At 42.7% G+C, this 21,249-nt stretch carries 18 protein-coding genes; 6 read left to right on the top strand and 12 right to left on the bottom strand.

Going from position 1 to position 21,249, the window contains the following annotated elements:
• Nucleotides 1-67: 67 nt before the first annotated feature.
• Nucleotides 68-562, bottom strand: coding sequence for a type VI secretion system lipoprotein TssJ (tssJ, locus tag L3J70_11165; protein ID MCF6236910.1), 495 nt, complete (start codon nt 560-562; stop codon nt 68-70).
• Nucleotides 555-1,973, bottom strand: coding sequence for a type VI secretion system-associated FHA domain protein TagH (tagH, locus tag L3J70_11160; protein ID MCF6236909.1), 1,419 nt, complete (start codon nt 1,971-1,973; stop codon nt 555-557). The genes tssJ and tagH overlap by 8 nt, the downstream gene beginning before the upstream one ends.
• A 326-nt stretch (nt 1,974-2,299) precedes the next feature.
• On the opposite strand from tagH, the gene L3J70_11155 reads away from it, so the two are divergent.
• Nucleotides 2,300-4,588: a serine/threonine protein kinase gene (locus L3J70_11155; protein ID MCF6236908.1), complete on the top strand. Its 2,289-nt coding sequence runs from the start codon at nt 2,300-2,302 to the stop codon at nt 4,586-4,588.
• Between the two features lie 57 nt (nt 4,589-4,645).
• Here L3J70_11155 and L3J70_11150 read toward each other — a convergent pair whose 3' ends face one another.
• The 4 genes from L3J70_11150 to L3J70_11135 all read right to left on the bottom strand — a co-directional run bounded on the left by L3J70_11150 (nt 4,646) and on the right by L3J70_11135 (nt 8,951).
• On the bottom strand, nt 4,646-5,257 hold the full coding sequence (locus tag L3J70_11150) for a DUF1287 domain-containing protein (protein MCF6236907.1): 612 nt from the start codon (nt 5,255-5,257) through the stop codon (nt 4,646-4,648).
• 66 nt (nt 5,258-5,323) lie between these two features.
• Nucleotides 5,324-5,731: a hypothetical protein gene (locus tag L3J70_11145; protein ID MCF6236906.1), complete on the bottom strand. Its 408-nt coding sequence runs from the start codon at nt 5,729-5,731 to the stop codon at nt 5,324-5,326.
• Complete coding sequence (locus L3J70_11140) at nt 5,728-6,159, bottom strand: type VI secretion system amidase effector protein Tae4 (protein MCF6236905.1); 432 nt, start codon at nt 6,157-6,159, stop codon at nt 5,728-5,730. The genes L3J70_11145 and L3J70_11140 overlap by 4 nt, the downstream gene beginning before the upstream one ends.
• Before the next feature lie 116 nt (nt 6,160-6,275).
• Nucleotides 6,276-8,951, bottom strand: a complete 2,676-nt coding sequence (locus L3J70_11135) for a molybdopterin-dependent oxidoreductase (protein ID MCF6236904.1) — start codon at nt 8,949-8,951, stop codon at nt 6,276-6,278.
• A 136-nt stretch (nt 8,952-9,087) separates the two neighbouring features.
• Here L3J70_11135 and L3J70_11130 point away from each other — a divergent pair, with 136 nt between their 5' ends.
• Nucleotides 9,088-9,642 carry a sulfur transferase domain-containing protein gene (locus L3J70_11130; GenBank protein ID MCF6236903.1) on the top strand — a complete coding sequence of 185 codons (555 nt, stop codon included), beginning with the start codon at nt 9,088-9,090 and terminating at the stop codon, nt 9,640-9,642.
• A 46-nt stretch (nt 9,643-9,688) separates the two neighbouring features.
• Nucleotides 9,689-10,744, top strand: coding sequence for a methyltransferase domain-containing protein (locus L3J70_11125; protein ID MCF6236902.1), 1,056 nt, complete (start codon nt 9,689-9,691; stop codon nt 10,742-10,744).
• A 65-nt stretch (nt 10,745-10,809) separates the two neighbouring features.
• Here the strand turns inward: L3J70_11125 and lysM are convergent, their stop codons facing one another.
• Together lysM and typA are read right to left on the bottom strand one after the other, a co-directional pair.
• Nucleotides 10,810-11,241 (bottom strand): peptidoglycan-binding protein LysM, encoded by a 432-nt coding sequence (gene lysM, locus L3J70_11120; GenBank protein ID MCF6236901.1) that lies wholly within the window; start codon nt 11,239-11,241, stop codon nt 10,810-10,812.
• A 56-nt stretch (nt 11,242-11,297) separates the two neighbouring features.
• A complete protein-coding gene (gene typA / locus L3J70_11115) occupies nt 11,298-13,121 on the bottom strand; it encodes a translational GTPase TypA (protein ID MCF6236900.1) in 1,824 nt (607 codons plus the stop codon).
• Between the two features lie 173 nt (nt 13,122-13,294).
• Between typA and L3J70_11110 the strand changes: the two genes are divergently transcribed.
• The 3 genes from L3J70_11110 to hslO are packed head-to-tail and all read left to right on the top strand — an operon-like array spanning nt 13,295 to nt 16,129.
• Nucleotides 13,295-14,239, top strand: coding sequence for a glycosyltransferase family 2 protein (locus L3J70_11110; GenBank protein ID MCF6236899.1), 945 nt, complete (start codon nt 13,295-13,297; stop codon nt 14,237-14,239).
• Nucleotides 14,240-14,242: 3 nt separating this feature from the next.
• On the top strand, nt 14,243-15,205 hold the full coding sequence (locus L3J70_11105) for a glycosyltransferase (GenBank protein ID MCF6236898.1): 963 nt from the start codon (nt 14,243-14,245) through the stop codon (nt 15,203-15,205).
• Nucleotides 15,206-15,220: 15 nt separating this feature from the next.
• On the top strand, nt 15,221-16,129 hold the full coding sequence (gene hslO / locus L3J70_11100; GenBank protein MCF6236897.1) for an Hsp33 family molecular chaperone HslO: 909 nt from the start codon (nt 15,221-15,223) through the stop codon (nt 16,127-16,129).
• Here the strand turns inward: hslO and L3J70_11095 are convergent.
• From L3J70_11095 to L3J70_11080, 4 genes are all read right to left on the bottom strand, one after another.
• Nucleotides 16,126-16,503, bottom strand: coding sequence for a tetratricopeptide repeat protein (locus L3J70_11095; GenBank protein MCF6236896.1), 378 nt, complete (start codon nt 16,501-16,503; stop codon nt 16,126-16,128). The two genes, hslO and L3J70_11095, sit on opposite strands and share 4 nt — an antisense overlap.
• A complete protein-coding gene (mrcB, locus tag L3J70_11090; protein ID MCF6236895.1) occupies nt 16,500-18,809 on the bottom strand; it encodes a penicillin-binding protein 1B in 2,310 nt (769 codons plus the stop codon). Before mrcB ends, L3J70_11095 begins: the two co-directional genes overlap by 4 nt.
• Nucleotides 18,799-19,656 carry a peptidoglycan DD-metalloendopeptidase family protein gene (locus L3J70_11085; protein ID MCF6236894.1) on the bottom strand — a complete coding sequence of 286 codons (858 nt, stop codon included), beginning with the start codon at nt 19,654-19,656 and terminating at the stop codon, nt 18,799-18,801. The genes mrcB and L3J70_11085 overlap by 11 nt, the downstream gene beginning before the upstream one ends.
• Before the next feature lie 25 nt (nt 19,657-19,681).
• Nucleotides 19,682-21,249 (bottom strand): DUF3387 domain-containing protein (locus tag L3J70_11080; protein ID MCF6236893.1); only part of this gene is annotated, 1,568 nt, incomplete at its 5' end.

Here is a 21,249-nt window from a genome sequence, read left to right as displayed (position 1 = left end):
TTATTTAAATTACATTGCTTATTTATACTTTTCAAAGCTCACAAACCCCTTCATAAAAGTACTTATATTATCGCTCAATAAAAGCAGCAGAAACACTCAGATCTGATACATTAACCTGTAATATTCGGTTTTTTATAAAATCGAAAAAATCCTTCTCAGGCAATTTGACAACCACACGCCACCGCGCTTTTTCAATATCTCTAAATGCGGCAATCATAGCGATGTAAGTAGTGGCTGGATCAACATCAGCTGTATAGTCGTAACTTATACCAGGTTGCAATTCACGCTCTTCAACAGAGATTAAGTCACCGCTTAAAATCGCTCTCCCCTCATCAAACAAGGAGAAAAAATCAGACTCTTGAAAAGCACTAACTTCTTTCAATTGATATATTTTAACGATGATCGGGGAAGGTCGCCCCTGATGGTCTGGATTGGCATTGGGGGCAACAATTAAATGACCGGTAAATGTTCGCTGCTTAGGCGTATTGCTCGCACAACTGGACATAATCAAGACCATTAAAACAATGACCGTTAGTATAAAATAGTGCCATCTATCAGTCATACAATGACTCCTTACCACTCTGCTCTTTTGGCTCACGATCAGCACTCTTTATCTTATACATCTGATCTTCATAAGCTTTCATAAAGCCTTCCCCCAAAAGGTTCTGGAAATTATCCAGAGCTTCTTTATTGATCACTTCATAAAGTTCTTTGTAATGAGCCCAATACTTTGTTTTGTTATAGGCCGATAGAAGAATATTTTCTTTAGAGCCTACAGCAAAACGCTCTTCTAGTATCTCGGGATCAAAACGCTGCAATATATCTTGTAGTGCACCTTGCATACCAGCCACCATTGCCATCTGGTGAGCCTTCATATCGTTAAACCCCTCTCTAACCGCATCCAGCGCAGGGAGATAGCCACGATCACTTTTTAACAACATATTTTCAAGGGCTTCATCAACACCCACAGAAAATTTAAGTGGATTATTTTCAACAGGTTGAATCGTCGTTTGGTCAACACGAAAAGCACTCTTCATGCTGGTGCGAGCCATTAACTCTCCGATCAAACCCGAGATACACTCTCTTACCAACAGACCGATGGTCTTTGGTAACACATCAAGCAATTCAAGTGGTACGGATTCCTTGTTAATGCCAAGTGCTTGCAGAAGCTTGTCATATTCATCGGTAGATACTGGAAGTGAGGGAGCTGCAACTGGGATTTTCTGGGAAGTGATTTTTTTTATTACGGGCACTTCGTGAGCAGAACGAGACTGCTCAGACAGCATGTGCTCATCTGTTTTCACAGCTTTTTCTGGAGCGGTGACATGGGGCTTTTTATTCACGACGCTTGTTTGCCCCCGATCTTTGGGAACCTCAAGTGTCGCGCTGTTTTCTGAGACCTGCTCAGGTATGTGTGTCAGCGCCCAGTTATCAGGTATCTGCTTGTCAGCTTTGACTTTAATGTCAGGGGGTGAAAAATATTCATCCAGATTAGCCGATTGATCCTTTATGCCATGATCGACTGCACTTATCGCTTCATCGTTGCGCTGAGGTGTCGTATCTCTATGACTAAAAAGATCTAGCGGATCAAGGGAATCGGGAATACCTCCCATATTGGAGAGGCTATCGACCTGCTTAATAACAGCATCCTGTTTGGCTTCAAGTTCAACCAGAATTTCGTAATCACCGATATAAATGCGGTCACCGTGACTCAGCTTGAGACTACGATCTCTACCAATGGCTTCTTCATCGTTATTAAGATAAACGCCGTTGGTGCTGGTATCAATCAGGAAGTAATCACCATTTTCATATTTAATGGTTGCATGATGGTTTGAAATATAGCGCTGCGGGTCAGGCAACACCCAACCGTCGTGACTACTACGACCAATGGTGCCTCCTCGTTCGCAAAACCTTTTGTGTATTAACTGACCCCGCTTATCATGCAGGCTTTTAGCAACAAGAACCAAGTCCATTCTTTCAACCATCTAAACGGAATATTTTTTTCTATAAGTGTTTCTTATTTTCTCTTCCATTTGAGAGAGGCAACCATGTTCACTGTTATTAAGAAATACAGAGTCCAAGAATAGGAGCGGCCTACAGCATTGTCAAGATTTTTTTAGAATATGGTTAAAAACCAGAGTTCACTCGGAGTAAATGAAGATTTTCGGGTCATTTTTAACGTAATTGGGACGAAAAGCATAAATCGTAAGGAAGGTCTCTTAAAGTAGAAATATTTGCTAAGATGCTCACCATATAGATATCGAACACACATATCAAAACTATTTTTAGGTGAAAAATATTGATTTTTAGCAAAGATGTTTTACCCGAAGGCTATAAACTTCACTGGTATGATATTAAATCAATATTAGGACGAGGTGGTTTTGGCATTACCTATCTTGCATTAGATGAAAACTTAGATCAGCTGGTCGCTATCAAAGAGTACCTTCCAACAGATATTTCCTCACGCAACTCTGATCAAACAGTCCATCCTACTACCGGTGAAAAACATCAATTATACTTCTGGGGATTGAAACAATTTCTAAAGGAAGCCAGAGTATTAGCCAAGTTTAAGCATCCAAATATTGTTCGAGTTTTAAGCGTATTTGAAAAAAACAATACTGCTTACATGGTTATGGAGTTTGAGCAAGGAAAAGACCTTTCGGTTATATTTAAAGAGAAAACTTCATTTAAAGAAGAAGAGTTAATTAATCTATTTATTCCAATTATTGATGGTTTAACACTGGTTCATGACAGTGGTTTTATCCACAGAGATATCAAACCTGCAAATATCTTTATCAGAGATGCTGATGACAAAGCTGTTCTTATCGACTTTGGTTCTGCACGACTGGCCACTGAGGAAAAAACCCAAGCATTAACCAGTTTGATTACTTTCGGTTATACCCCATTTGAGCAGTATCATGAAGGTACCAACAAACAAGGCCCCTGGACTGACATCTACTCATTAGGCGCAACACTCTACTACTTGATTGTAGGGCACCTGCCTCAAGACGCTCTAAGACGAGGATCAGATCTCTTTGACGATGGCGTTGACAGCTATAAACCACTGTCTCAGATTGCGGCTGGAAAGTATAGTGACAATTTTTTATTGGCTATTGATAATGCGCTCATGTTTCGAACTCAGGATCGACCTAAAATTCTCTCTATCTGGCGAGCAATGTTACAGGGTAAAATAGCACCCAAACCGCTTTTAGAAAATATGACTATGCACTTGGGTAGTGACATAAGTGACATAAGCGACATAAGCGATAGAACAGTCATCATGCCCAGCCATAAAAAAAGGAGCTCTCAAGACCGCTCACCCTCCTCTCACAGAGACGAAAACAATCATGCTCCATCAACTGCTTCACAACAACCAATAACAAAGAAACCATGGTTCTTAACCGCCATCACAATAAGTATTGCGACAATTATTGGAGCTGGTGTGCTTACTCTTTTTTTAGCAGAATCCACACCACTATCACCGCCCCCTCAACAAATCAGCCAAAAACAAGAAAAGGCAGATTATGACAATGAGCTCGCAGAGCAAGCACAACAGATAGCACTATTGATACAACAAGCAGAAGAGAGCTTCTTCGCTGGAAGGATGATCCAGCCATTAGAGAGCAGTGCAACTTACCTTTATCAAAAGGTATTAGCTTTAGCTCCATCCAACCAAGACGCAATAACCGGCATTAACAATATTTTGACCCACTACAGCACACTGATAGAAGAAAGTATTTCCAAACAAAAAGAGGGGGAAGCTGAAAAATATATTCAGATTATAGAAGCCATTAAGCCTAGCTCAGAAATTGCCAACGACATGCGATTAAAGCTTAAAAATACCAAGCAAACGCAACTTAACCTTGCAAAAGAAATTAAGAGTGAGAGCTCTAAAAAACCTGCTGAAAAACAACTGGAACAGATTAGCTCATTATTGGCCGAAGCGGAACGCTACTATTCGACCTATAAAATTTCTATGCCCAAAGGTAAAAATGCATTTAATAGTTATTACAAAGCACTGAAACTCGACCCTTCTAATGAAAAAGCGCAACAGGGGATTAAAAAAATAATAGGCTTTTATGAACTAAAAATTAATAAGCATATTACCAATAATAATTTAATACGTGCCTCCCAAACTATTCATGTTCTAGAAAGAGTTGCACCAAACTCACCCGTGACAAAACAACTGCGAACTCGCATTGAAAAGGCTATTAACCAGAAAGCACAAACTAAAAGGATTGCCTTACAACCTGTCATACCTTCACGGCAAGGAATTGAAGCCGTCAGTGAGTTGGTTGGAGAATTTAAAAAATATTTGAAGGCACGTAATAGCAATGCGCTAAATAAAATCAGTGAAATGTCTTCTGCACGCCAACACTTCCTTAAAACATTCTTTAACCAGTATCAATCATTCACTGTAGAAATTTCCGGATTTGAATATATTGATAAAAAGAGTAGAGGTTCAGCATCCGTCAGCTTGACTCAGTTAGAAAACATAGAGGGTGAAGCTGTACAACCAAGAACTTGGGATCAGTTTGATATCATTATAAAAATGGACGCTAATGACCAGTGGAAGGTTTATTGGTAAAAAATTGGCATTGCTAACCAAACTATAGTAAACAGGACAGGACACGCATGTCTGCCCCTACGGTTTTAACGGGAAAAGGGCGCCATTTTCTGATACATATTTATAATGACCAGTGATTTTGTATTTAAAAAGTATATCTTCTAATTGCGGCCCACTACCTATATTGTGAACTATAAGAGGGCTACCTGTTTTTGTACTAATCTGGTCTGTGACTATACCTATGTGAGGCAAGTTTCCCGGCAATACCCAAGTGACTAGATTACCTGGTTTATAATCACCTGCTCTATTAGAAACACGAAGAGCCTCCCCATGCCGACTAAAAAAAGACTGTAGATTTGGAACACGCCGGTGATCAATATTTTTGTCAGGTTTGTTTAGCCCCCATATTCTTTTTGAGGGGTATGCATCAAAATTTCTCGTGATATCTTCATGAACTAATTTTTGTAAATCTATACCTACTTTACGATACGCACGAATTACAACATCAGTACAAACACCTATATTCTTAGGGACATCCCCATTTGGGTAATCAATTGAATAATATGAACCATCATAACGAACACTAAAACTCGTTCTTTCAATAGCTGATTTGACAAATTCATTTGCAAAACTCAAGGCATAGACGTTTTGTGAATTCAACAACGATATAATTATTAATGCTCGAACCATGTTTGTACTTCTTTAAAATATAACATCAGCGATAAGCGGCTCAAGGCTTGTGCTATTCTACCGACTTTAATCGAAAAGCCCTGTGAACACTTTAGTATCCCATTGAAACGGTGGGCAAGATGCAACAAGATCAAACGAGCCTGACAATATAACTGCATCGCCATTGATCATCACTGATTGCAGTTGTGTCTTGCAGTCATTTGGAAGCTCAGGATGAGGCGCTGAACTTTCTATTAAAATATATTTTTTTCCTGCATCTTCATATATCCGCACTACACCATCAAGATTTTTGTGTACTTGGCATGGCCATGGAATAAGAGAATCGAATTTTTTTTTGTTTGATCGGTTAACGAGCTGACATATGCTTGAATTGTTTGCCAGATAGAATGACTTGTCATCTATGTTAAAAGTATTTGAAGCAGCACAGCCATTCGTAGTAATCAGCATGAACAGTGGAATAAATAATTTTTTCATACCAACTCCCAGAACCATACTTGTGATGCTTTATTTCCAGGGTCTGAGTAACTTTGTGTAATACCCTTAAACCACAAATCAATGTGATCACCTCTTCGCGTTGTCTCTCCGCTTCTAGTAAAACAATCTTTGAAAAAAATAATTCCTTGTTTTGTTTGAATATCTCTCTTAGCTTCTATGCCTTTGGTGTAAATTTTAGGTCTTCCTAAATGACGCTTCCATAGCCAGTTCGCAAGAGATTCGGCACCTCTTGCATGTTCATGTGAGCACTTTGGCTCGGTGTATGTGTACTTGTTTATCTTGATAGTCATTTCGCTGTTTAGAGCTAGGCTCACCCTAATTGCACATTGATTTTCCCAAGGGCCGTCACATGGAGAGTCTTCTTTAGGATAACTACTCCATAGATTAATAAATGCTGGTTTTGCCATAATTTTTGCGGCCTCCGCCTGATGCTTTTGATTACCTAGAGCCTGAAGTGTACAGATTTTGTTCTAACTGTTTCAATCCACAGCCCAATACCGTAGCTCTCCAATGATCTTTCAAATTATCGAGCCTCTGAAATCAAAGCTTTTAGTTCAGGGATACATGACCCACAGTTAGTCCCTGCTTTTAATGCTTCGCCAATCATTTCCGGCGTTGTCAATTTTTGCTTAACAATTGCATCAACCACGGTATTCACACCCACTCCAAAACAAGCACAGACAATACGGCCTACATCGACTTGCCCCACAGGGGGGCGGCCTGTTAATAAACTTTTACGTTCATCACTCGCGAGCTCATCCTGAATAAATAGCCCACCCAACCAACTACGAGATGGCAACTCGTGGCTGGGCGCAATAAAAATACAACTCTCCACCCGATTACCAACCAGACGTGCGCCGCGATAGCGACGAGCGGCAACATCAAGATATTCCACCCAATTGACATCATCACTCGACGTACACAGCCATTGGCGCGCGCAAGCAGCCCAATCACTCGGCGCTTGCTCTCCTGCCAGCTCATAGCGATAGAAACCTTCGCCTGTAGCGCGCGCCCAATACGTTGCTCCGGGCAATTCCAACTGTCGGCGCGATAACAAAAAACCATGCCATGCAGGTTGATAAGGTGTAATTTGTACGGGCGTATGTTTAAATTCTGGTTGCCCTGAAACAGGATCAACCACCGGATTCACGACACTGCCCACCCGCCCACTACTGGAGTATTGCCCATTCCAGTGCATCGGTATAAAAACGGCTCCTTTCTGCGCTCCTTCACTTAAACGAACGCGGACAATCACCGCCCCAAAACGGCTGGAAACACGCATTAACTCACCCTCTTGAGTCCCTACCGCCTCAGCTGTATCAGGGTTAATCTCTACATAAGGCTCTGGGCTATGCTCAGTGAGTCGAGGTGCTTTCCCTGTGCGCGTCATTGTATGCCACTGGTCACGAGTGCGGCCGCTATTGAGTATAAATGGATAGGATTCATCCGTTTTATTAACAGGTGGTCTGGGTTCAATCGCAATAAATTTTGCTTTACGATTATTGGTAAAAAACCGACCATCTGTAAACATTCGAGCCGTACCCTGCCCCGCTTTTTTCACAGGCCATTGAATAGGCTTTAACTCATCATATTCAGAATGACTTAAAGCACTCAAACCTGAAATATCAAAATCTCTTTCATCACAATTTTCAAAGCCTGAAAGCGCCGCATGTTCACGAAAAATATCCGCAGAATTTTCATACTCAAAAGCCGCCCCAAATCCCATTTTTTTAGCCACTTGAGCAATGATCCACGCATCTGATTTTGCTTCGCCTGGCGCATGTAAAAATGGACGTTGGCGTGATATTCTTCGCTCTGAATTCGTTACCGTACCGTCTTTTTCACCCCAGGTCAGTGCGGGTAAAAGTACGTCTGCCACCAATGTAGTATCTGTTTTTTGAACACACTCAGACACCACAACAAAATCACACGTTTTCAAAGCCTCTTTCACTTTATCTGCATCGGGCAAGCTGACGACAGGATTGGTGCACATAATCCAAACAGCCTTAATTTTTCCATCAGAAATAGCATCAAATAACTCAACCGCTTCAAGGCCTGACTTCTCTGCAATGACGGGGGCGTGCCAAAATCGCTGCACTAAATCTCGATGGCTTGCATCATCAATATCCATATGTGCGGCAAGTTGGTTGGATAACCCACCGACTTCACGCCCACCCATAGCATTGACTTGCCCTGTAAATGAAAATGGCCCCATTCCAGGGCGGCCAATTCTGCCCGTCAACAAGTGACAGTTGATAATTGCATTGACTTTATCTGTGCCCGAACTGGATTGATTGACCCCTTGCGAAAAAACAGAAACGACCCGCTCAGTACGTGCAAACAAACGATAAAATTCAGCCACTGCACTTTCATCAAGTTCGCATGCTTTCGCCACAGATGCTGCCGTGGGTGAGCTTTCAATTGCTGCATCTAAAGCGGCTTGCATGCCTTGCGTAAAGTTTTCTATAAAGAGTGAATTTGCTTCACTCTTTTGATGTAGATAACTTAACAACCCATTAAACAGTATTGCATCACTGCCACTTTTAAGGGGTAAGTGCAGGTCAGCGATATCACATGTTGGTGTGCGACGTGGATCAATCACGACGACCATTAAGTCTGGGTTTTCACGCTTTGCCTGATTAATTCGTTGAAATAATACGGGGTGACACCAAGCCGCATTTGAACCGGTCAAAACAATCAACTTGGCACGTTCCAAATCTTCATAACAGCAAGGCACACTGTCCGAACCAAACGCTCGTTTATAACCCGAAACAGTGGACGACATACAAAGGCGAGAGTTTGTATCAATATTTGCTGAGCCAATAAAGCCTTTCATCAATTTATTGGCCAGATAATAATCTTCGGTCAGCAGTTGCCCTGAAATATAAAATGCGACGGAATCAGTGCCATATTTTTGTATCGTTTCTGAAAAGGTATCTGCAACGAGTGATAGCGCATGATTCCAATCAACCTGCTCTCCATTTACTTCAGGATATAGCAGTCGCCCACCCAGACCCACGGTTTCACCCAGCGCGGACCCTTTAGAGCAAAGCTGACCCAAATTTGCAGGGTGCTCAGTATCCCCTGCGACGGAAACGATGCCTGCTTCATCAACAGAAGCCAAAACCCCACAGCCAACACCGCAGTATGGGCAAATAGTTTTAGTGGTTTTTAATGCACTTTTTTTTATATCCATCATCGACACAACTCACCCGTACAAAAAATTATTTTATTACGATATCATAAAATTAATATGTGACTTAGTCACCGCGCCAATAATTTTATCCTGTATGCTGATAATTTTATAAACTCAAGTACGATGGAGCAACTCTGCAATGAACAAAAAAATACTCTGCACGGCGGTGATTATCGCCATAGCGACTCTTGGCGGCTGCACAGGAAACAATTCAACGACAGAGAAAACACCACAAGAAACACAAAATTCTCAAATAAAAATGATTAATATACTCAATGCAAAAAACCCTTTACCCAATGTACTAACAGGAGGGCAGCCCACCCCCGAGCAACTTGAGCAAGCACAAGCTGCAGGCTATAAAACGATCATTAATTTACGCACTGCGAATGAAAATGGAACTTGGGATGAAGCCAGCAAAGCGAGCGAGCTTGGAATGCATTACATCAATATTCCAATCGCTGGAAAAAGTGGCCTCTCCAGAGAAAATGCAAATGCATTGATGAGTGCCATTCAAAAACACTCTGATCACCCGGTGATGGTGCACTGTGGCAGTGGCAATCGAATTGGTGCTTTATTTGCGATTGATGCCAAGTTCAATAAAAATCAAACAACGGAAGAGGCCATAGAAATAGGAATAAAATCAGGCCTCACATCACTCAAACCTGCTGTAGTAGAATATATTGAAACGAACTAAGAGCATTAGTTCGTCATCGTTTCTATACTCTAATTAGAGAGGCTCAATGAAAAAATCTGTACAAGAGTATTACGGCAAAACCCTCCAGAGCAGTCAAGATCTTATGACCGATGCCTGTTGCACCGACGGTGATTTGCCTCACCATATCAAACAAGCATTGAGTCATATCAATGATGAAGTCTTGGCTCGCTATTATGGCTGCGGCCTAGTCGCCCCCCAACAGCTCGAAGGAATGCGTATCCTTGATCTAGGCTCAGGCTCCGGTCGAGATTGTTACACACTGGCTCAATTGGTAGGCTCGAAGGGTTATGTGGTCGGTGTAGACATGACTAAAGAGCAGCACGCTATCGCAACCAGACACCTCGATTTTCATGCTGAAAAATTTGGCTATGCCAATGTAGAATTTCGTCTTGGCCACATTGAAGAGCTGGACAAGCTGGGATTGCCCGACCACACCTTCGATATTATTATCTCCAACTGCGTAATCAACCTATCAACGAACAAAGAAGCCGTGCTGCGTGAAGCCCACCGCCTGCTAAAGCCAGGTGGAGAACTCTATTTTTCCGATGTTTATGCCGACCGCCGAATCCCCCAACACCTGCTGAGCGACCCCATTCTTTACGGTGAGTGCCTCAGCGGTGCACTCTACTGGAACGATTTTCACAACCTGGCCAAGCGGTGCGGCTTTGCTGATCCCCGTCTCGTCGAAGATCGTCCACTCGCGATTAACAATCAGAGCATTCAAACACGGGTCGGCTCTATCGGCTTCTACTCTGCCACCTACCGACTGTTCAGGATCAATGACCTGGAACCCGCCTGTGAAGACTACGGTCAAGCCGTATGCTACAAAGGCACCATTGAGCACAGCGAAGCGCTATTTGCTCTGGATAAGCACCATATTATCGAGAAAGATCGAATATTTCCGGTCTGTGGCAACACCTATCGCATGCTTAATGAGACTCGCTTTGCCGAACATTTTGAATTTTTTGGTAACGAGGAGACCCATTACGGTATTTTTTCTGGGTGTGGCACTGATTTGCCCTACAGCCAAACAAGCAACACGCAAAGCGCCAGTGACAACACGGGTGGTGGCTGCTGTTGATTGGGTCACATGTAAAAACCAACTTGACGGATTCCTAATTGAACCCGTCAAGTTGGTTTTGGAAATTAATCCAGCGGAATACGGATTTTCTGGCCAATGAAAATTTTATCCACATCTTTAATCACTTCCTTGTTCGCTTCAAAGATACGTGGGTACTGCATGGCATTGCCATAATAACGTTTCGCAATGGCTGACAATGTGTCCCCTTTTTGAATCACATAATATTCAACCTTCAGCGTTTGTTCGGGTGCATTGACACCTGCGGCATCCACTCTTTCCACACCCTTAATATTACCCGCCATCAAAACTGCTTTTTCAAGGGCTTCAGGAGTATCCGCTTGCCCAGAGATCGATACAACACCCTCATTGAAAGCCACTTCCATATTCTTGAGACCGGGGTTTTCCTCATTGATATGTGATTTTATTTTTTCGGCCGCATCATCCTCACCACCAAATATTTTATTTCCAAGATTTTTTGCAAAATCGAAAAGACCCATTATTTTATCTCCTTACAGATATTGTGAAAAACGATACTATAAACCATTAAAAAAATTTACTTTGGTGAACGCCCTGCACGTTTACGTTCATGCTCAAGTAAGAATCTTTTACGTATACGAATACTTTTCGGTGTCAATTCAACCAATTCATCATCATTGATAAATTCCAATGCCTGCTCCAGAGTCATGATGATCGGCGGTGTTAACTGAATATTTTCATCAGTTCCCGATGCACGCATATTAGTGAGCTGCTTACCTTTAAGTGGGTTTACAACCAGATCATTATCCCGTGAATGGATACCAATCACCATGCCTTCGTAAACTTCCACACCATGTCCGATAAACATACGGCCTCGGCTCTGTAAGTTATAGATAGAAAATGACAGTGCTTTACCCATACCATTTGAGATCAAGACACCATTCGCACGGCCACTGATATTGCCAGGTTTCATGGGGCCATAGTGATCAAATACATGATGTTTCAAACCTGTCCCTGAAGTCAGTGTCAAGAATTCAGTTTGAAAACCAATCAGACCTCGCGCAGGAATCACGTAATCAATACGAACACGACCATTGCCATCGGGCATCATATCTTTCAGTTCACCTTTACGCTCACCCAAAGCTTCCATTACAGCCCCTTGATGCGCCTCTTCGATATCAATCGTGAGCATTTCATAAGGCTCATGCTTTTCACCGTCAATCTCCCTGATGATAACTTCAGGCTGAGAAACGGCTAACTCATAACCTTCACGACGCATGGTTTCCAGCAAAATAGAGAGATGCAATTCACCACGACCCGAAACACGAAAGCGATCTGCACTCTCCGTTTCCTCAACGCGAAGCGCCACATTGTGAATTAACTCACGATCCAAGCGCTCACGAATTTGACGACTGGTCAGAAACTTGCCTTCTTTACCTGCGAATGGAGAGTTATTGACCTGAAAAGTCATGGTCACCGTAGGCTCATCAACAGAGAGCGCAGGCAGTGCTTCAACTAAATCGGGGTGACACAGTGTATCTGATATATTTAGATTATCGATTCCGGTAAAAGCGATAATATCACCCGCCTGAACCTCATCCGCTTCAACACGTTCAAGCCCGAGGAACCCAAAAAGCTGGAGTACGCGCGCATTTCTCTTCTCGCCCTTGCTATTAACAACAACGACCTGACTGTTTTTCTTAATGGTACCTCGCTTAATACGACCCGTACCAATAACCCCCACATAACTGGAGTATGCCAATGAAATCACCTGCATTTGAAAAGGGCCATCGGCATCCACATCAGGTTTGGAGACCTTTTCAACAATGGTTTCAAACAATGGAGTCATATCACCATCACGGATATCATTTTCCAGCCCAGCATAGCCATTCAGTGCCGAAGCAAAAACAACAGGAAAATCCAGTTGCTCATCCGTCGCGCCCAATTGATCAAATAATTCAAAAACTTGATCCATCACCCAGTCAGGGCGAGCGCCATGGCGGTCAATTTTATTGATGACAACAATCGGATTCAGACCCAAGGCAAATGCTTTTTGAGTCACAAACCGAGTTTGTGGCATCGGACCATCCACAGCATCGACCAGTAAAAGCACTGAATCAACCATTGATAAAACACGTTCAACTTCACCACCAAAATCTGCATGACCCGGAGTGTCTACAATATTAATATGATAATCATTCCAGTGAATTGCTGTATTTTTGGAAAGGATCGTAATACCACGCTCTTTCTCAAGATCGTTGGAATCCATCGCCCGCTCGGGTAACTTTTCACGGTCACCTAAAGTATCTGACTGTTGTAATAACTGATCCACAAGCGTCGTTTTGCCATGGTCAACGTGAGCAATGATTGCAATATTTCGAATTTTATCAATAGGTTTCATGAAATTAATATCTGTAAAGTCGTCAATGTAACGGAGCTTTTTAAAGCCCGCCTAATAAAGTCGCGACATTATACACTTAATAAATATGAACGCAGGGTTGAATTTGCTATTTTTTTTTGGCAAGGTGACGATCCCTCCTTCATTTTAATAACTCAAATTCAAGAATAACCAATGTGACTGCTCCCCTCGTTTCACTCATTATCTGTTGCTACAATCGAGCGTACCTTCTTCCAAAGACGCTTGAATCTGCATTTGCACAGAGTTACCAGCCGATTGAAATTATTGTATTTGATGACGGCTCGGAAGATAACACCGAACAACTCATGTCAACTTACAGTGATAGAATCCAATATTATCGCCAGGAAAACCAAGGGATCGCCGCCGCACGCAGCAATGCCTGTCGTTTGGCAAAAGGCGAATATATTGCTTTTCTGGATGATGATGATCTGATTCCAACTGAGCGAATCAATCTATTAATGGCTGCTTTAAAAGAGTTCCCACAAGCTATTTTTGCGGTTGGAGATCTCGCAATTATTGATGATGAAAGCCAATTAACCGGAAAACGCTGGCTGCCAGAAAATCACCTTGGCACGCAAAAAAACACTCTTTTTGAGCATGGTGATGAAGCTGTACTATGGCCTCACGTTCCAGCAACGCCACACACCACTCTTTTTCGTAAAGCCGATGGTGAAAAAATTGGCTGGTTTGACCTGCAATACCGCTTTGCCTCTGAAGACAAAGATTTTTTTGCCCGCCTTGGGCGCTTAGGTTCTATCGCTTATGTTCCTGAAATTGTCTCCTATTATCGCTGTGGCCACTCATCACTCACTAATAACAATAACTTGCGTACCCTTTATAGTCAGTTACTGTTATTTGAAAGCCACCTGCATAAAATCAGCCCCGAACGAAAAAAATTTCGCCAGCGCTTGCAACAACGAATATTGCAAACTTTGATAAAAATATTAAGTAATAAAAATATGGGCTCATTCCAGCCCAACAATAAACTGAATGATGACCTGAAACGGGCTTTGGCATTACTGAGTTTGAGTGACAAACTAAAATATTTCTGGGCGGCATGGATTAAGCGCCCAATAAAAGCAATCACATCACGGAAATAACCTATGAGCATTAACAACAAACCTCTGGTGACAATCGCCATACCGACCTACAACAGAGCCGATGGCTTTTTACCTCAAGCCATTGAGTGTGCTCTTAATCAAACTTACCCAAATCTGGAAATTCTTATTTCTGATAATCACTCGACCGACCACACTGAAAGCACCGTTGCCCGCTATCAAGATCAAAGAATTAAATATATCAAGCAACCAAAAAATATTGGTGCCAACAATAATTTCAACTTCTGTTTCTCTGAGGCTCGTGGGGAGTTTGTGTTACTCCTTCTTGATGATGACATGATTGACCCCGACTTTATCGAAGCATGCATGAATGCTGCTGAACCCTTGGATAATGTGGGTTTGGTTAGAACAGGAACGCGTATTATTGATATGGAAGGAAACATATTAATGCAAAGAGAAAACCCTGCATCGGGCATGTCTCCTACCGAGTTTTTTCTTGCATGGTTCAACAATAAAATTGCCTTATATGTATGCAGTACACTTTTTCATACAGAAAAATTACGTGAAATGGGAGGGTTTAATTCAAGGCATAACTTATTTCAAGACGGCCTTGTCATATCAAAGCTCATTGCAAAATATAACCATGCCAATGTCAAAGAAGTTAAAGCCGGGTTTCGCCAGCATGATAAAAACATGGGAGTCATCGCTGAATCCGATGCCTGGTGTGAAGATAGTCTAGACTTATTAAAAAGCATGTGTGACAGCTCGGAACAGGATCAATCAGCAATAAAAAGTGCTGGAATGATTTTTTTCTGCAAAATGAATTACACCGAAGCGGCTCGGCTTACATCCCCCTTTAGACGCTTCTACGCCTACTACAGAGTTGCAAAGCACTTTGACTTTGCCTATTCGCCTTTTCAGTTTGCTTTAAAGAAGGATATAAAGCCTGCTTTGCGAAAATTAAAACGCCTGTTGTTCAAAAAAGCCGATACACTCGCCACCAAATAATATAAAAAATACCCTATGAAACCTAATCAACAAGATTCATTAGTACGTTTTTTATTTGAACACACCCCACTGCGTGGTGAAGTCGTACATCTTGATCGGTGCTGGCAAAATGCGATTAGTGAACGAAACTACCCCAAACCCATACAAAAATTATTGGGTGAAATGATGGCCGCCAGTGCACTGCTGGCCTCTACACTGAAATTCAAAGGTAGCTTGACACTGCAAATTCAGGGAGATGGCCCTGTCAGCTTGATGCTGATGGAAGCCACTTTTGAGAAAACCTTACGCGGTTTCGCACAAATTTCTGAAGATAATGCCTCAAAAATTTCAAATGATGATTCTGACTACAAACTCAAAGAGATTATTGGCGATGGGCTGCTGGTCATCACAATCGACCCCGGCCAAGGTGACAAACGATACCAGGGCATTGTTGAAATCACGGGTGACTCTTTAGCCGAATGCCTGGAACACTATCTGGCCACTTCACAGCAACTGGAGACTCGCCTTTGGCTGGCCGCAGACGAAAAACAATGTGGCGGCATGCTATTACAAAAAATGCCCATAGAGATACAAGACGAAGCGATGGAGACCTGGGATCGCGCTGTCATGCTAGCCAGAACCATCAAACAAAGTGAACTGCTTGAACTTCCAGCAGACGAGATTCTCCATCGCCTTTTCCACGAAGAAGAGCTGCGGGTTTTTGAAGCCGAGCCGATGAAGTTTTTCTGCCGCTGCTCTCGTGAAAAAGTCTCAGCCGTATTGAAAAATTTGGGTCAAGATGAAATTCAAAAGATTATTAAAGAAGAGAGTTTCATCGATATTGATTGTGAGTATTGCGGCCAACACTATAAATTTGATTCAATTGATGCACAGCAGATTTTCAGTGATGAAAGCAATATCAACCCATCAAAGCTGAGGCATTAAAAACCCTGTCTGGAAATATGAATCTCCTCAAGCAACTGTTGATTATCCTGCATGAGCTTCTGGTGACCACGAGCAAGTTGGTTGGAGCGACGCGTAAATTGTTCCGCTTTTTTTAAGTTTCCGCTTGAAAAATAGAGCCTTGCAAGACGATGCCAAGCAAAGGCGTTGCGCGGCTCTATACGCACCGCACGCTCGGTGAGTGCAATCGCTTCAGATATATTGCCCTGTTTCTCTTTACCGACCGCCTGTGCAAGTAAAACCTGAGTGGGGCCGCTGTTTTTGATCTCGATATCAGCGGGCTGCTGCATCGGCCCTGTCACCGAACAACCGCCCAGCGTGAGAATTAACGCAATAATCAAGTAATATTTGTTCACTGAAACAACCCTTTAAATTTATCCCAAGTTTTTTTCATCCCTTTTTTCGCACACGGCGCATTTCCATTGGGAGCGGTGCCAATAATAAAGGGAAGCCACTCAGTATCAACGCAACCCTGATCCGCACGCAACCCTGTTTGCCGATCAATCAAAATATTTTCAATATTGGGAGGCAGAGATTCGTTATTCTCAGCTCGGGAAATTTTAACCATAATATCCGTCCAAATTTGCAGCGCCCCACTGGAACCAGTCAAACCCATCTTTTGATTATTATCTCCACCAAGCCACACAACCCCTGAAAAATCCTGACCAAATCCAGCGAACCAACTATCACGCAAATCATCGGTTGTCCCCGTTTTCCCTGCTAACACCACATCTTCAGATACTCGCGCAGCAACATGTCGGCCTGTACCGTGACGAAACGCTTGCCGCAATCCATAATTTACAAGAGAGACCGCATCGACATCAAAACGTTGTTCAGTATCCAGCGCGTAACGCTGCAAAGGCGTACCTTTTTGAGTCAACACTTCCCGCACCGAGCGCAGTGGTGTGTAAAACCCACCATCAGCTAATGTTTGATACATTTGCGCCATTTCAATAGGAGCCATTTCAATCGCACCTAACAATAGCGATGGGTAGTGTGGTAATTTCCGTTCAATACCCAAACCATGCAATGTTTTCACAAATTCATTGATTCCTAATTCCATACCTAGATTCACAGCCGCCAGATTATATGAGTGTGAAAGTGCATCTACCAATAATACTGAACCATGTGTGGTCTGATCATAGTTTTTAGGCATCCAGACCTGCCCATCTCTCATCGTTACCTGAATGGCTTCGTCATCAATCAATGAAGCCAATGTATAGTTTTTTTCTAATGCAGATAAATAGAGTGCAGGCTTGAGTAAAGAGCCAACAGGACGCTGAATATCCAGCGCACGATTAAACCCCTCAAAGCGAACATTACGCCCTCCCACTACGGCCACAATTTCAGCACTGCCCACACGAGTAACAACAACCCCCCCCTGCAAAGTGTCTGGCGCAATATCACGCTCTTTTTCCAGACGCTGAATCCACTGCACCGTCTCTTTTTCAGAGACTTTTTGAACAATCGGGTCAAGCGTTGTAAATATACGCAAACCTTCGCTCATCAAATCCTCTTCCCGGTAATCTTTTTTCAGATCACGTTTCACCAATTCAATGAATGCAGGGTAAAGGCCATGCCCTCTATTAGGTTTGGGTGCAACATTCAATGGAGATTGCTTGGCTTTTAGAACTTGCTTTTGATCAATAAGGTCATCTTGATAGAGCTTCTCAAGAATCTGGTTGCGCCGCTCTAATGCCCGATCTTCATACCGTCTGGGGTCATAATAGGATGGGCCACGTAATACGGCCACTAACAGAGCAACTTCAGGGGGAGTCAACTCACGTACAGGCTTATTAAAGTAAAATTCACTGGCAAGGCCAAAGCCGTGAATCGCCCGAACACCATCCTGTCCTAAATAAACCTCGTTAACATACGCCTCCAGAATTTCTTTTTTTTCATAGCGTAATTCCAATAGAGACGACATGATCGCTTCATTAAATTTACGTACCAGTGTGCGTTCATTATTGAGATAGAAGTTTTTCACCAACTGTTGAGTCAGTGTACTGCCGCCTTGTACCACGCGCCCTGCACGTAAATTAACCCAAGCAGCACGAAAAATACCACGCCAGTCAATGCCATGATGAGTGGAGAACTTTCTATCTTCAATAGCGAGCAAAGCCGCCAATAGCAAAGCAGGAAGCTCTTCAATTTGAACCAGAATTCGATCTTCTTTGTGTAGTGGGTAGATGGTACCAATCTGCATCGGTTCCAAACGGATCAGATTCAATGAATCGCCTGTGACGGCATCCTTTAACACATCCAAACGACCCGAATTGATTTCGACCTTAATTGAACGAGCAGGCTCTCGTCCATCCCAATATTGAAAGGCTCGAACTGAGATCACAAACTGATGACCACGGCGCAAATAGCTGCCTGCTGTCAATCCATCCTGAGAAGCTCGATAACCCATTAATTTCAATTCGGAATACAGATCATCTGCATTAATAAATTGACTGGGGTAAAGCTCTAGTGCTCGGGCATACACTCTGGATGGAACTGCCCAACGTTTGCCTTCAAACTTTTGTTGTACCACATGATCGAGATAAAGCACATAGCCTGTCAAGGCAACCATTGAAGGTAGAATAAGAACCAGCAGAAGTGATAACCATAAACGACGTGGCGATTTTTTGGATGCCTTTTGGGGTGATTTACTGCTCACTATTTAACACTTTAAGTGATGCTTCAGATAAAAAATATTCGGGGTTCACCCGTGTTTTATTCAGGCTGACACTCCAATGAAGATGAGGCCCAGTCGCACGTCCCGTTTGGCCAATTGTTCCCATCACAGCGCCCCGTTCAATCACTTGATTTTCCTGCACATCAATACGAGCCATGTGGCAATACATCGTAATCAACCCTTGGCCATGGTCAATAAATACAGAGTTGCCATTAAAAAAGAAGTCACCTGTTAGAATAACTTTGCCAGCAGCGGGCGCACGAATCGGTGTTCCTTCGGGGGCAGCAATATCAATTCCACTGTGCGGCCTGCGAGGTTGATTATTGAAAAAGCGCTTCAAACCAAACGGACTGCTGCGTACGGCAGCCACGGGCAAATCGAAATTCAAGTTCATATCAGAAACATCGCTCCATGCTCTATATGCTTGACCCATTCGCTTCTTTTCTCGTCCGATTCTTTCCAGAGATTTTTTATTGGGGCTGACTTTATTTTTGTTTTTTATCGTAATGTATTGAGCTTCGTACTCTTTAGGGTTCACTTTAAAGCGAATGATCTGTTTTTTGCTGTTTTCAGGTTTCACGGCGAGTTGATGCGTTCCTGGCTTCACATTTAAAGGGATTCCGACTACGGCTTGCCAGCCATTATCAGCGCGCGAAACCAATACCCTTCGTTCACGATAATGCACAACAGGCGGCTGCTCTGAAGTCACATCAAGTGGCACAACAGATATGCCACCAGGCACAGGGTTGTTTTGAACCGCATAAACCCATGAGCTCATCCCTAAAAAGCTCGCCATACAAACCAGTAATATAGTGGCTATTTTTTTCATATTTATACCTTTGTCAGTTTTTTTATCACTCAACTATGAGTTCATTTGCAATCAGTTCAGCTTGTTTTAACACCGTTTCTGTAGCCAATTTTTGCATATCGGGTGGGTAGCCATATTGCCTGAGTGTACGCTTAATGATCACTTTAAGTTTAGCTCGCACACTCTCTTTTATTGTCCAGTCTATAGAAGCGTTTTGTCTGACACGCTCTGTAAGCACAACCGCCAGTTCTCGCAATTTATCATGCTGCATCAGTTCTTTTGCACTTTTGTTATCCGCAACGGCGGTATAAAAAGCGTATTCAAAATCGGTTAACCCCAGCTCACTTGCCTCATTGTCCATGCTGACAATCTCTTGACTCAATTGAATCAATTCATCCATCACCTCTGCGGCGGTTAATACTTTGCTGTGATATTTTTGAATCGAATTTCCCAACATTTCCATCAGTGATTTACTTTTAACCAAGTTCTTTCTGGAACGGGATGTTAACTCATCATTAAGCAGTTTTTTCAACACCTCCAAAGCAACATTCTTATGCTCCATGCCTTTGAGTTCCAGCAAAAAATCTTCAGAAAGAATGGAAATGTCGGGTTTCTTAATGCCTGCGGCATCAAACACATCAATCACTTGTTCAGAAACCAACGCTTGATCAATCACTTGCCTTATGGTGGTTTCAATCTCTTCATCGGTTTGCCCCAAGCCTGTCGCATCAAACTTAACCAATCGAGCTTTTACCGCCTGAAAAAAGGCGACTTCATCTTTAACATCCATCGCCTGTTCATGCGGTATGGCAATGGCAAATGCTTTTGAAAGTGCCGTTACCTCATTAATAAAACGTTTTTTACCCTCTTCCAGCCCTAAAACATGATCTTCCGCCGCCAGAATAAGTGACAGTTTTTGGGCGGTGTCCGCAGCAAAATAATCTTCATAAGCAAAGCCACCCCCATCATTAGAGAACATCTGAGCAACAACTTCCAATTTTTCAAGCATTAACTCAACCGCTTGTTCTTGTAAAATAGTAGGGTCGCCTTTTCCGCCCGCATCCGAATAAAAAGACAAGGCTTTTTTAAGGTCTGAAGCAATGCCCAAATAATCGACAATCAACCCACCAGGCTTGTCTTTATAAACCCGATTCACCCGTGCAATTGCCTGCATCAGATTATGCCCTTTCATTGGCTTATCAATATACAACGTATGCAAACTGGGGGCATCAAAGCCTGTTAGCCACATATCCCGTACAATCACCAATTTAAGCGGATCATCAGGGTGTTTCATTCTGTCTGCCAGCATTTTTCTCTGTGCCTTGGTAGTATGGTGTTTGGCTATTTCTGGACCATCCGCTGAGCTGGAAGTCATCACCACCTTAATCACGCCTTTATCTAAATCATCCGAATGCCAATCGGGTTTTATCTTGATAATTTGGGCATACAAATCAGCGGCAATGCGGCGGCTCATGGAGACAACCATGCCTTTGCCGTCAAACACTTCTTGGCGTTGTTCAAAATGGCTGACAATATCCTGAGCAATATTTTTAATGCGATTTTCACTGCCAATTAAGGCCTCTAACTGCGTCCATTTTGCTTTGGCCCTCTGTG

The organism is Gammaproteobacteria bacterium (assembly GCA_021648145.1).
Taxonomy (GTDB): domain Bacteria; phylum Pseudomonadota; class Gammaproteobacteria; order JAADGQ01; family JAADGQ01; genus S141-38.
This window is presented reverse-complemented; position numbering and strand designations above follow the sequence as displayed.

What these genes read in the sequence shown, in the direction of transcription:
- L3J70_11135 (MCF6236904.1), bottom strand. Translation starts at nt 8,951, where the DNA reads ATGATGGATATAAAAAAAAGTGCATTAAAAACCACTAAAACTATTTGC.
- tagH (MCF6236909.1), bottom strand. Translation starts at nt 1,973, where the DNA reads ATGGACTTGGTTCTTGTTGCTAAAAGCCTGCATGATAAGCGGGGTCAG.
- L3J70_11105 (MCF6236898.1), top strand. Translation starts at nt 14,243, where the DNA reads ATGAGCATTAACAACAAACCTCTGGTGACAATCGCCATACCGACCTAC.
- L3J70_11085 (MCF6236894.1), bottom strand. Translation starts at nt 19,656, where the DNA reads ATGAAAAAAATAGCCACTATATTACTGGTTTGTATGGCGAGCTTTTTA.
- L3J70_11130 (MCF6236903.1), top strand. Translation starts at nt 9,088, where the DNA reads ATGAACAAAAAAATACTCTGCACGGCGGTGATTATCGCCATAGCGACT.
- tssJ (MCF6236910.1), bottom strand. Translation starts at nt 562, where the DNA reads ATGACTGATAGATGGCACTATTTTATACTAACGGTCATTGTTTTAATG.
- typA (MCF6236900.1), bottom strand. Translation starts at nt 13,121, where the DNA reads ATGAAACCTATTGATAAAATTCGAAATATTGCAATCATTGCTCACGTT.
- lysM (MCF6236901.1), bottom strand. Translation starts at nt 11,241, where the DNA reads ATGGGTCTTTTCGATTTTGCAAAAAATCTTGGAAATAAAATATTTGGT.
- L3J70_11150 (MCF6236907.1), bottom strand. Translation starts at nt 5,257, where the DNA reads ATGGTTCGAGCATTAATAATTATATCGTTGTTGAATTCACAAAACGTC.
- L3J70_11145 (MCF6236906.1), bottom strand. Translation starts at nt 5,731, where the DNA reads ATGAAAAAATTATTTATTCCACTGTTCATGCTGATTACTACGAATGGC.
- L3J70_11125 (MCF6236902.1), top strand. Translation starts at nt 9,689, where the DNA reads ATGAAAAAATCTGTACAAGAGTATTACGGCAAAACCCTCCAGAGCAGT.
- hslO (MCF6236897.1), top strand. Translation starts at nt 15,221, where the DNA reads ATGAAACCTAATCAACAAGATTCATTAGTACGTTTTTTATTTGAACAC.
- L3J70_11140 (MCF6236905.1), bottom strand. Translation starts at nt 6,159, where the DNA reads ATGGCAAAACCAGCATTTATTAATCTATGGAGTAGTTATCCTAAAGAA.